A 12,019-nucleotide genomic window follows, 5' to 3' on the forward strand; every position below is an offset into this window, starting at 1 on the left:
GTTTCATCATTCCTATCCTCCATTGTAAAGTTGAAGTTAATTTAATAAACTTCCTGCATTTCGCGCGGTAGCACTTATAACAGAACTTGTCGCGCACCACCGTTAGTTGAACAAGACAAAGTCGAATAACTTTTATTTTTGTAGATTTTTCTTCATAAGAGATGCCACTTGTATGTTATCCTGTATAGAAGTGTTTTCTAGGTTCTTAATAATTAACTCTTGTCGTTCCACAGGGTGATTTTGGCTTAATTTAGCTTTTGCTTCAATTTTTGTGATTTTTATTCTGAACGCTACAATTCCTTTACTCATTCCTTCGATAAAACTCGGTTCTACAACATTTAAATTGTATGGACTATCTGGACTTTCATATTTATTTACTAAGTCATTTAAAGAATCGAATATCACTTTTTCATCTTCGATAATCTCCATCTTCCCATATAAATGGATAGACACATAATTCCAAGTAGGCACTGCTTTCATTGTTTCGTACCAAGAAGGTGAAATATAACAGTGTGGACCTTGGAAAACCACAAGAACTTGTTGATTTTCAGCATCCTTCCATTGTTCGTTCGGACGAGCAAAATGACCATATAAAGCACTTTCACTTTTATTTAGTGTAAGTGGAAGATGGGTTGCGTATGGTTCTCCATTGTGCTGAGCAAAAACCGTTGCGAAGCTGTATTTTTCGATAAAATCATAAATCATTTCTTCATCATCGAGTTGAAAATATTTTGGAATATACATATTTAAACCCCTCCCTAATTAAGAAAAACTAGATTGTCATTTCCCTATTATGAATATCTAACACTTCAATCTTTACGAAACCACCAAGATGATGCGTCACTAAATCAGACAATTCTTTAAGCTCTATATGAAACTCATCGCTTCTTGTTTCATCTATTAATTCAATACAGAGGAATGCATTTTTCGTATTTTCTGTTAGCATCGTCCTCTGAGCTTCACGCCAATTCCAGCATCTGCATATTGCACCGTCATCATCTTTATAAACAATTTCACCTTCATACGGAGAAGAATTTCCATTATTACCCAACTGGATAAACGGTTCGTTACCATTTGACTGCGTTAGCCGAATATCACCTACAAAAGTATCGATATCTTCTCCACCACACGGAAACCCATAACGCAATGAAATGGAATTATAAATGTCAACAAGCGGGTTTATTGTTCCGATATGATTGCCATTTTTCACTCTTTTTAATAAAGCTTCAATGGAACACCTTGCCCCTTTCTTTGTCTTGAATTTCTGAAAAGCTTCTCGCCAAACGAATATGACTGGATTACTACTAAATTCCTCCCGACTAAAGAATTTATGTGCTTCTTCCTCTGCCTCCTGCAGCAGCTTCTCGTAGATTTCAACGTCCCTTATTGAATTATCAATCCCCTGGCAAATAACGGTGCCTATTTTTGCATGAGGGAATAACGACCAAAAATCATCTTCAATGATAAATCTAGTCATAAATATCCTCCATTTCATTTTACTTATTGTCTTTTAATAAGGCTCTTTTCGTTAACTTTGTTGCTTTTAAGGCTTAATAAGGTTCATTTACTAAGTTTGTAGGCAATTTTCGCAAATATTCATACGAAAAGATGCCACGAAGCATATAGTTATACGGGTTGATGAACTTATACGAAAAACAACAATCTATGCGAAAATAGCCTTTAATGAAGAAGAAACGCGGTTCAGGTATTCACCGCGTTTCCTGATAGGATTTAACAAGGTTCTTACTCACTTATCTTCAATCGTGTTCGAGTTGAAAACATCGGATAAATCGTACTGTGAATCAAACTCCATAACATTTCCAAAGCAAAATACGCCATCGCCAAACTCGATAATGTAAAGATCCCACGCAAAAGCTTCTCTCCAATAAATTTCCGCGACCAAGCGACCAACGCAGATATGCCAATACACCACGCAATAGCACCAGCAGCAAAGCCAACAAACAAAATCACCAGCTTATCCATTAACGGCATCCCTGTAATACGGGCTGCAAATCCTCCGCCAATCCCGCCCCAAAACGCAATACCAAACGGATTGGCAATTGAAAACACAATCCCCGTCAAAAAATCCCGTTGTTCTTTCGTTTCTGATTGGGTCAAATCAATGGGTTTACGAGCGTCTAAAAATGACATCCATGCCATTCGGATTAAAAAAGCAGCACCAACAATCCCCAAAATGATTTGTACTGCCAAAAAGTGAAAAACAAGTGCCACACCTGTTAGCCCGACAACAGCCCAGAGCAAATCACCTACTAAAGCTCCAATCTCCACGGAGAAGGCTGGCATAAATCCTCGTTTTAATCCCCTTCGTAACGCTTCTGTGTTGACCGCTCCAGGGGCTGCACTGTAAACAAATCCAAGAACACAAGCCGTTATAATTAAACCAGTCATTCAAACAGCTCCTTCCGTTGCTCACGCATCCACTCGGCAACCTGGGTTTCCTCGTGTTCATCTGATTTTTCAAGCTCTGTAACAATTGATTTGTAATCAGTATCATTACGATTCTGACTCATTTTAGCTGCAGCTTGAATAGAAGTGATTTCAATTTCAACCCCTACTATTCCTTTCATTTCGCTCTCAAGCAGCTCAGAATCAAACGTAGACATCAGCCGCCCGTTTTCACGATGCGATTCATAATGGTTAAGCATAGCATTTAAAGCCGATATCAACTCATCTTTTGTTTGGATACGTGCAGTTCCATACGCATGTACAGCTAGATAGTCCCATGTAGGAACCTCTTCCGCGCACTTATACCAACTTGACGAAATATAAGCGTGCGGCCCTTGAAAAATAAGCAGCACATCACTATTGTTGTCCAAGGTCTTTTTTTGCATATTTCCGTATGCAATGTGCCCCGTGGCATAGATCTTCCCGTCTTCTTCGCGAATCTCTAAGGGAATATGTGTAGCGATGGGACGATGTTCATCGACCGTAACTAATAATGCAAACGGATTAGACTTCATCATTTTAACTGCCTCATCATGATCCATACGATAATACTTAGGAATGTACACAATAATCATCCTTTCAACTTGTAAATGAATTTAATAAATTAATTTCCAATAAAAAAATAATATAATACAAACTGACATAAAAAAAGGTACAATAATAAACAAATATACATGTCAGAGGGAATACAAATGAATAATACCGTTTTTACTTTTAAAGATAACTCCCCAAAATACAAACAAATCTACGAGAAATTTAAATCATTCATTGAACAAGGTGACATTTTGGCGAATGAGCAAATGCCATCCATTCGTCAACTTGCAGATTCCTTACATGTAAGCCGTAATACAACATTAATGGCATATGAACAACTTGTTGCTGAAGGGTATATTCGTGGAGAGGGCCGAAAAGGATATTTGGTAAATGAGTTAGAACCCCTATTATTTCAGGACGCATTAATCTCTCATAATAAAAAGCAAACAGAGTCCAAGAAACCGCCAATAGTTAATTTCAGGGCAGATGCCGTTGATCAAACACATTTCCCACTGAAAATTTGGAGGAGAATTGCCAATCAAGTATTAACATTACAGGATAGCTTTCGATACGGAGAACCATTTGGGGAAGAAGCCTTGCGCGAACAAATCTCCACATATTTATTCCAATCTCGCGGAGTGAAAACAGATCCAAATGCGATTATTATCGGAAGCAGTACCCAACAAATGCTTGTATACCTTGGACATATACTGAAGGATGAATTCCAGAGTATTATAGTTGAAGACCCTGGTTACGATGGTGCTAGGGAAGCCTTTCAATTCCATCGTTTTATGTTTGAAACTTTGCCGGTTTATGAAACAGGTGCCGATCTTTCACAATTAGAACAAATGAAATCACGATTAATCTATGTAACCCCTTCCCATCAAAGCCCAATTGGAGTGAGCATGTCTATTCAACAACGGCAAATGCTTATTCATTGGGTTAACAAGATGCGTGGATATATTATTGAAGACGATTACGATAGTGAATTTCGCTATACACAAAAACCATTTCCTGCTCTTGCCTCCATTGATTCAGCAAGAGTCATCTATTTAGGGAATTTCTCAAAATCATTTCTTCCAGGAATCCGTTTAACTTATATGGTGTTACCAGAGCCAGTTTTAAATCGTTATAAAAAGCATTTTTCTCATTTTGAGTGTCCCACTTCGCTTTTCAGCCAACTCACAATGGCGAAATTTATGGAATTGGGGGAATGGAATCGTCACGTTAAACGAATGCGTCTTGTTTATAAAAGAAAAATGCTACACTTAGTTTCAGAATTAAGAAAGCAATTCGGCCAAAATATTTCTATTATTGGCGAGCAATCTGGTTTGTACTTATTAATCAAATTACACCTGAACCGTTCAGAAGAATGGTTAATTGGGCGCGCTTCTTCTTATGGTGTAAAAGTGTGTCCCACCTCACTCTACTTTATTAAAAATAATACCGATAACCCAATCCTTAAACTTGGATTTAGTCATCTTTCTTGTGATGAAATTGAGCTTGGTGTCGAGCTCTTAAAAAAGGCATGGATTTGAATCCAAAGGTAAATATAACGTCGAACCGTTTAAATGGTCTGCAGTCTAAATCTGAAAATAGTTTTAATATATTTATTCTTATCCTTTAAGAAAAACCGGGCAAAAACCGCCCGGTTCTAAAATTTTTTAATACTTTAAAGTTTAAAAATTACTATACTATTTTTATAGCACCTTACTTAAGAAAGCCTTCGTTCGCCCATGCTGTGGGTTACCGAATAACTCATTCGGTTCATTTTCTTCTACAATATACCCGCCATCCATGAAAATAACACGATCTCCAACTTCACGGGCAAATCCCATTTCATGTGTTACAACTACCATAGTCATGCCTTCTTTAGCAAGCTGCTTCATAACCTCTAAAACATCCCCGACCATTTCCGGGTCAAGTGCAGAAGTCGGTTCGTCAAAGAGCATGATTTTAGGATTCATTGCCAGCGCTCTTGCAATGGCAACCCGCTGTTTTTGTCCGCCGGATAGTTCTCCCGGGTAACTGTTAGCTTTTTCTTTAAGCCCAACCTTATGAAGTAACTCAAGAGCGATTTTTTCAGCTTCCGCTTTATCAATAGAAAGAATTTTAATAGGTCCTAAAGTGATATTTTCTAAAACAGTTTTATGAGGAAACAGATTAAATTGTTGGAATACCATTCCAACTTCTTGTCTAACTTTATTTATATTAATTTTTGGGTCAGTTATATTATGTCCGTTAATCTCTACCTCACCACCTGAGATTTCTTCCAGGCGATTTAGGCAGCGAAGGAATGTACTCTTTCCTGAACCAGAAGGGCCTATTACACATATTACTTCTTTTTCTTTCACTTCAGCATTAATATCTTTTAAGACCTCTAGGTCTCCGAATGATTTTCTTAAGTTTTTCACTGTTATAATGCTCATCGAACCTGAATCCTCCTTTCAACAAAATTAGCAAGAAGGGTTAACAAATAAATGATGATAAAGTAAATCACGCCTACAGCTAGCCAAATTTTAAATGCTTCAAACGTCGCTGAAGCCTGAATTTGTCCCTGCTGTGTTAAGTCAGCAATACCAATAACGGATAATAGAGAAGTGTCTTTTAAACTAATGATGGATTGGTTCGTAATGGTAGGAAGCATTCTTCTAAAAGCTTGAGGCAGGACAACGTAGCGCATGGTTTGCGCTCCCGTAAAACCAATCGATCTAGCGGCTTCTGTTTGTCCCTTATCAATCGATTGAATACCTGCTCTGATAATCTCGGCAAAATAGGCCCCTGCGTTAATTGCAACGGTGATAATACCAGCCGTTGTACTGTTCAAGGAAATCAAATGTAAGGAATTCACTCCAAAATAAATAAAAAATAGCTGTACGATAAATGGTGTTCCCCGAATGGCATCCACATACACCTTGGCAATCCAATTCAAGATTTTAATAGGCGCAAGCCGGAACAAGGCCATTACTAAACCAATTAAAAAACCTAGAATAATAGCAATAACAAATATATAAATGGTGACTTGAAGTCCTTTTAATAATATCGGTAAAGATGCAGTAATTACGTCCACTGTTTCATCCCCTTTCAAGAAAGAAAGCGCGCTTTATGCGCGCCTTTTGAATCTATAATTATTTACCAAGATAAGATTTTACAATTTTATCATATGTTCCATCTTTTTTAAGTTCAGCAAGACCTTTATTAATTTTTTCTATTAAATCCTTGTTTTGGCCTTTCAAAACAGCAATTCCATATTGGTCGCCATTTAATCGATCACCGACAATTTTCAAGCCAAGGTCCTTTTGGGCAATAGCGTAGGAGATTACAGGGTAGTCTTCAATAAGTGCATCTGCATTTCCGTTAGAAACTTCCTGGAACATTGCTGGACTATCATTAAATTGAACGACTTTAATTCCTAGTTTCGATGCATTATCTTGGGCATATTTAGCACCTGTTGTTCCTTTTTTAACGGCAACGGTTTTTCCTTTAATGTCATTAACGGATTTAATACTTGAATTATCTTCTTTAACAACAACTGTTAAACCGGCATTAAAATATGGAGTTGAGAAATCTACAACCTTTTTTCTTTCATCTGTAATACTCATTCCAGCAATCGCTACATCAAGCTGATTGGCTTGCATAGCTGGAATAATTCCACCAAAATCCATTGGATTCAGTTCAATTTTAAAGCCCTGATTTTTGGCAATTGCATTGATCAAATCAATATCGATCCCCTTATACACATTTCCATCTTTATATTCAAATGGAGGGTAAGTGGTATCCACACCAACTTTGTATACCTTTTCATTATTTGCTTTGTCTCCTGATGTTTCCTTGCTTCCGCAAGCTGCGATAAAGATGGTAAGAATTAAAAATAAACTAAATAAACCAAATCTTTTCACTCAAATCACCCCTATTTTTTGATTATTTTTAATAGAACAAAAACAATACTTTATTAATATAGCACATGTATTAAACATTAAAAAGCATCATTTTTTGGTATATATATTCCATTTAGTTAATAAACATAAAAGTCTATTTCAATAATTGATTTCTTTTGTATGTAAATAGGAGATTGTTTTTTATTATTTTAATATTCCGATTAAATTATTTGTAAAAATAAAAAGGCAACGCCTTTAGGGCTGTTGCCTTGAAAATATAACAACACATATTGTGTACAGGTTAACATATCTCACATCTATGCTCATTTTTCAACTGCATCATCTTTTAAAACAAGCCAGAACCCCATCGCAACGGACAAGATTACCACAAGAAAAGGTGCATAAAACATAAAGAAATCTTCTAACATGTTTAAACCTCCTCACACATGATCATTTTGCTTTCCCCGTATATAATCTTTGTTAAATAAAAATAGTTTGAGCAGAAGATATAACGATGGAAGAAGTAATCCAAGCCCCGCTATAAACGCAATAACCAGGGAAATGGCCATGGATTTATTTGTAAAACTATCATAGATGGTGAGATAGGGATACATTAAATAAGGATAATGGGATAAACCATAGGCCAAAAACGCGAGAGCAAATTGTCCCACTAGTAATCCAAAGGCCACTCCATATGCCCGCTGTTTCCAAATCAGATAGACAGTTCCAATAAAGAGAACGACTGAAAGCGCGAATAACCACCATACATTTAATAATCTCTGATAATGCTCCGGATTATGAGTCCTCATTTCAACAATAATCCCCGTAGCAGTGATAATGGCCGGCCCCGCCCAAAATAGTGAATATTTTCGAAGCAGGCTTGTTGCCTGATCATCGTTTGCTTGATGTGCATACCAAGTCAAAAATACAGCAGATATATATAAGACGGCAGTCAGACTGAGTACAACAATACTCCATGATAACGGGCTTGTAAACAAGGCCCAATAATCAAGCAATGGCCCTGATTCTCCTAATGTAACAAATCCTCCCTCAGAAATGGTCAAGACAATTGATAAAGAAGCAGGAATAAATAATCCTGTAAGACCGTACAAGAGGGTATACCTTTTATGTTTAAGTCCCCCGTAAGTAGTAAAAGCATAATACGCCCCGCGAACGGCAAGCAAAAGGGTTGCAATGCTGGCAGGGACCAGCAATGATGAACCAAAGTAATACGCTGTTTTCGGGAAAAATCCTACAATCCCGACAAAGAAAAAGATTAAAAACACATTTGTGACTTCCCAGACAGGCGATAAATAACGCTGGATGATTTTCGCCAAAACATCCTGCTTACCTGTTACAGTACTGTATGCGTTGAAAAAACCTGCGCCAAAATCAATTGAAGCAACAATAATATATCCGAAAAGAAAAACCCCTAATACGGTAATACCGACGATTTCCAGTGTCATTTCCCAACACCTGCTTTCATTGCTGCACGATCAGCCAATTCCTGTTCGACCGTATTCTTCCGGAACATTCTTGATAAGACCACAACACTGCCAATCCCCAGAATGAGATACAATCCAGCAAATAGCAGTAACATCGTATCGATATGCCCGCTGTTTGTTGCCGCTTGATTGATTCGCATAATCCCCCGTAAAATCCACGGATACCGGCCAACTTCGGTCATCCACCATCCCATTTCAATCCCAATGACTGCAAGAGGACCGCCGAGTACAATCAGCCACTTAAACCATTTTGATAAAATAAAACGCAGCTTTTTCCAGGTACCGATAACATAAACAAAAGATAGGACAGACAGCCAAACACCGATTGTAACCATTAAATCAAACATGTAATGGATATATAGCGGCGGGATTTCATCCTTTGGAAATCGGTCTAATCCAATCACTTCGGCATTCGGAGCGCTATGTGCTAAAATACTGAGGCCGACGGGTATTTTTATTGCATACTTTACTTCCTTATTCTCAAGGACACCGTACATTATCAGCGGTGCTCCTTTTTCAGTTTCAAAGTGCCACTCTGCAGCAGCTAATTTTTCCGGCTGATATTCGGCCAAATACTTTCCTGAAAAATCTCCGATAATTGCAGTCGCAATTGAAAAAATAAGTCCCAGCTTCATGGTAAAATATAGCGCTTTTTTATGGTAAACATGCTGAGAACCTTTCAGCATACGAAAGGCTGCAATAGAAGCCAGCAAAAAGGCTGAAGTCATATAGGCGGATACCAAAACATGAGCTACTTTCGTTGGCATGGCAGGGTTAAACATTGCCAAAACCGGGCTTACGTTCACTAGCTCCCCCTTCACAATATTGAATCCCTGCGGTGAATTCATAAAGGCATTGACAATTGTGATAAAAATAGCAGAAAAAGACGCTCCTAAAGCAACGGGTATCAGTAAAAGTAAATGCTTTTTCTGATTCTTAAACCGGTCCCATGTATAAAGGTAAATTCCTAAAAATATGGCTTCAAAGAAAAAGGCAAATGTCTCCATAAACAAGGGCAATGCAATCACGTTTCCGGCTACCTCCATAAACTTTGGCCATAAAAGCGATAACTGTAAACCAATAGCTGTACCGGTTACGACCCCAATTGCAACGGTAATGACAAACCCCCGGGCCCAACGTCTTGCCATTAGAATATAATATTCATCCTGTTTTTTGATCCCAATCCATTGCGCCATCATAATCATTAATGGAATTCCCACTCCAATGGTTGCATAAATGATGTGGAAAGTTAATGTCAATTCGGTAAGAATCCGGCTAAAAAGTACTGCTTCTTGATTTGCCATTTTCTACTCCTTCCACCTTTCCTAGCTTATATTATTTATAATATCCTTCCGATTATGGATAATCCTAGGATAAGGGCAACAATAAATGTCAGCCAAATCAGGATCCGTTCCTGTTTTTTATAAATATGAATCCCTCCATATGTTCATTCTTTCACATATTTTTATGCATGAACATTTTTATTTTGCGAGATATTTAACCACATAAGAGGCAAGCTGAACCCTATTTTCCAGTCTCAATTTTTCTAATAAATTTTTAATGTGGTTTTTTACCGTGTTTTCCGCAATAAACAAAGCTTCGGCAATTTGTTTATTGGTTAAACCTTCTGAAACGAGCAGAAGAATTTCTTTTTCTCTTGGTGTTAACGAGCTGATCACGGGTGTATTTTGTAAATCACGCTCTCTAAATTGATATAAAAGCTTGCCTGCCATATCCCTTGTCGCAGCATTCGTTCCATCTACAATCGAGTGAAGGTATTGCAGCCAATCGTCCGGATCCATATTCTTTAATAAATACCCTTGCGCACCATATTGAATGGCTGTAAACAAATCGCCAACATTATCTGAGACACTTAGAATAATTACTTTGATAAAAGGAAATTTTTCTTTTATGATTTTCGTTGCTTCCAAGCCATCCAGATAGGGCATTTCAATATCAATGATTAATAGATCGGGGAGATGCTCTTCACACAGTTGTATAGCCTCTTTACCATTTTTCGCCTGACCCACAATGGTAAAATGACTATCCTCTTCAAGCAATTCGATAATCGCTTGGCGGGCATGGGGATGATCATCTGCAATGATTACTCTATATGGCACCATTTTTTCCACTTCCTCGTACAATAATTTTAGTCCCATGATGAATCTCAGAGAAGATATCCATTACAGCCTCAATTTTCTCCGCCCGCTCCTTTAACATGACAAGGCCATACTGATTCATTTTCCTATTTTTCACGGAGAATCCCCTGCCATTATCTTGAATGATCATTTCCCATCCCTTGGGCGCAGCCTTTAGAGATAACGATACATTTTTTGCACCAGAATGTTTTCGAATGTTCGCAAATGCTTCCTGAATCATTCCAAAAATCTGAACCTCTTCCGAAGGACTGAAATAATCCTCTTTTAATTTCAGGGAAACATTTGTGTCAATACCGGTAACCGTACTCCATTCCTCAACCCATTTCTCAACTCGCTTTGGAAAAGAAATCATTTCGGAAGGGTTGATTCGTAAATTATAAATCGCCTGCCTTACATTGGAGTCGATTGAATTTACCAGTCCCTTTGCTTCATCCATTTTCCCCTTTTTTAAATTCACCTTTAATAAAAATAAAGTTTGCGCAATATTGTCGTGCAATTCTTTTGCAAGTCTTTCTCTTTCTTCATAAATTGCCCGCATTTCTCTTTCGGATGTAAGACGTTGATTTTTTTCTTCAATCATCTTAAACATCCAAGTAGAAAAAACGTAAAAAATGGCAAAGGTTAAAATGATAATTAAAACATTTCCAACACTCATCGACATATAATGAACAAAAACACTATGACGAAGTAATTCAAACCCCCCGATCAGAAGAGTGGGAATTAAAAAGGAAAGTATTTTTAATGTTCGATAGGACATTCTATCCCCCCTCGCCGTATATCTATTAAAATATAAGATTCCTTCTATCCTTTTGACGATAACGCTTTAGCAAATCAACCATAAATTTTTTAGAATTGCAGTGTTCATTTTTTATTATTTCAGTCTGCTTTCCATTATCCATAAAGATGATTTTGTCTGCTGCTTCTGCTGCAACATCCATCATATGGGTGGAAAATATAACGATTGTCCCTTTGGATTTTATTTTTTTTAATAAATCGATAAAGACATCTATCCAATATGGATCCAGACCATTTGTTGGTTCATCAAGAATTAAAACAACTGGATCGGCAATTAATGCCTGCCCAAATAATAGCCTTTGCTTCATCCCTTTGGATAAGTTTTTGATCTGTTCATTTTTCTTATCTTCCAACCCTAGAATGTTGATTACTTCCATTATCCGGGTCTTCGGTATTTTCCTAAAAGCCCCATAAAACGTTAAAAACTCAAAAACGGTTATCGTTTCTTGGGCAAAAAACTCATCTGGCATATAACCAATAAAAGATACATACTTCTTTCGATTTATTTTTATATCAACTTGATTAATGAATACCGTTCCATCAACTGGTTTGGAAATACCCGCAATAAGTTGAAGTAAAGTACTTTTCCCTGCCCCATTTCCTCCGCAAAGGGCAATGCACTCACCTGCTTCAGCCGTCATGGAAAAAGGATAAAGTGCTGTTTTCCCTTTTATTATTTTTG

General features: G+C 37.4%; 14 protein-coding genes. 1 reads left to right on the forward strand and 13 read right to left on the reverse strand.

What is annotated here, in order from left to right; translation table 11 throughout:
• Positions 1 to 132: 132 nt before the first annotated feature.
• From J2Y67_RS21540 to J2Y67_RS21555, 4 genes are all read right to left on the reverse strand, one after another.
• Complete coding sequence (locus J2Y67_RS21540; protein ID WP_310177373.1) at positions 133 to 744, reverse strand: FMN-binding negative transcriptional regulator; 612 nt, start codon at positions 742 to 744, stop codon at positions 133 to 135.
• A gap of 28 nt (positions 745 to 772) precedes the next feature.
• The gene (locus J2Y67_RS21545) at positions 773 to 1,477 is read right to left on the reverse strand and encodes a B3/B4 domain-containing protein (protein WP_310177375.1); all 705 of its coding nucleotides are present in this window, start codon (positions 1,475 to 1,477) and stop codon (positions 773 to 775) included.
• Positions 1,478 to 1,743: 266 nt separating this feature from the next.
• Positions 1,744 to 2,409: a LysE family transporter gene (locus J2Y67_RS21550; protein WP_310177377.1), complete on the reverse strand. Its 666-nt coding sequence runs from the start codon at positions 2,407 to 2,409 to the stop codon at positions 1,744 to 1,746.
• Positions 2,406 to 3,032, reverse strand: a complete 627-nt coding sequence (locus J2Y67_RS21555; RefSeq protein WP_396954121.1) for an FMN-binding negative transcriptional regulator — start codon at positions 3,030 to 3,032, stop codon at positions 2,406 to 2,408. The genes J2Y67_RS21550 and J2Y67_RS21555 overlap by 4 nt, the downstream gene beginning before the upstream one ends.
• A 126-nt stretch (positions 3,033 to 3,158) precedes the next feature.
• Between J2Y67_RS21555 and pdxR the strand changes: the two genes are divergently transcribed.
• On the forward strand, positions 3,159 to 4,538 hold the full coding sequence (gene pdxR, locus J2Y67_RS21560; RefSeq protein WP_310177380.1) for a MocR-like pyridoxine biosynthesis transcription factor PdxR: 1,380 nt from the start codon (positions 3,159 to 3,161) through the stop codon (positions 4,536 to 4,538).
• Between the two features lie 162 nt (positions 4,539 to 4,700).
• Here the strand turns inward: pdxR and J2Y67_RS21565 are convergent, their stop codons facing one another.
• The 9 genes from J2Y67_RS21565 to J2Y67_RS21600 form a co-directional block, all read right to left on the reverse strand.
• Complete coding sequence (locus tag J2Y67_RS21565) at positions 4,701 to 5,429, reverse strand: amino acid ABC transporter ATP-binding protein (protein WP_310177381.1); 729 nt, start codon at positions 5,427 to 5,429, stop codon at positions 4,701 to 4,703.
• A complete protein-coding gene (locus J2Y67_RS21570; RefSeq protein ID WP_026573918.1) occupies positions 5,426 to 6,070 on the reverse strand; it encodes an amino acid ABC transporter permease in 645 nt (214 codons plus the stop codon). Before J2Y67_RS21570 ends, J2Y67_RS21565 begins: the two co-directional genes overlap by 4 nt.
• A gap of 58 nt (positions 6,071 to 6,128) precedes the next feature.
• Positions 6,129 to 6,899 (reverse strand): transporter substrate-binding domain-containing protein, encoded by a 771-nt coding sequence (locus J2Y67_RS21575; protein ID WP_310177384.1) that lies wholly within the window; start codon positions 6,897 to 6,899, stop codon positions 6,129 to 6,131.
• A gap of 302 nt (positions 6,900 to 7,201) precedes the next feature.
• A complete protein-coding gene (gene cydS, locus J2Y67_RS28085; protein ID WP_396954117.1) occupies positions 7,202 to 7,306 on the reverse strand; it encodes a cytochrome bd oxidase small subunit CydS family protein in 105 nt (34 codons plus the stop codon).
• 12 nt (positions 7,307 to 7,318) lie between these two features.
• Positions 7,319 to 8,344 (reverse strand): cytochrome d ubiquinol oxidase subunit II, encoded by a 1,026-nt coding sequence (locus J2Y67_RS21580; RefSeq protein WP_310177385.1) that lies wholly within the window; start codon positions 8,342 to 8,344, stop codon positions 7,319 to 7,321.
• The gene (locus tag J2Y67_RS21585) at positions 8,341 to 9,687 is read right to left on the reverse strand and encodes a cytochrome ubiquinol oxidase subunit I (RefSeq protein ID WP_310177386.1); all 1,347 of its coding nucleotides are present in this window, start codon (positions 9,685 to 9,687) and stop codon (positions 8,341 to 8,343) included. The genes J2Y67_RS21580 and J2Y67_RS21585 overlap by 4 nt, the downstream gene beginning before the upstream one ends.
• A 177-nt stretch (positions 9,688 to 9,864) precedes the next feature.
• Positions 9,865 to 10,506 carry a response regulator transcription factor gene (locus tag J2Y67_RS21590; RefSeq protein ID WP_310177388.1) on the reverse strand — a complete coding sequence of 214 codons (642 nt, stop codon included), beginning with the start codon at positions 10,504 to 10,506 and terminating at the stop codon, positions 9,865 to 9,867.
• Complete coding sequence (locus tag J2Y67_RS21595) at positions 10,493 to 11,299, reverse strand: sensor histidine kinase (protein ID WP_310177390.1); 807 nt, start codon at positions 11,297 to 11,299, stop codon at positions 10,493 to 10,495. The genes J2Y67_RS21590 and J2Y67_RS21595 overlap by 14 nt, the downstream gene beginning before the upstream one ends.
• 25 nt (positions 11,300 to 11,324) lie before the next feature.
• On the reverse strand, positions 11,325 to 11,978 hold the full coding sequence (locus tag J2Y67_RS21600) for an ABC transporter ATP-binding protein (protein WP_463675869.1): 654 nt from the start codon (positions 11,976 to 11,978) through the stop codon (positions 11,325 to 11,327).
• Positions 11,979 to 12,019 lie beyond the last annotated feature (41 nt).

The sequence above is a fragment of the Neobacillus niacini genome (assembly GCF_031456445.1).
Classification (GTDB): Bacteria; Bacillota; Bacilli; order Bacillales; family Cytobacillaceae; genus Neobacillus; species Neobacillus niacini_I.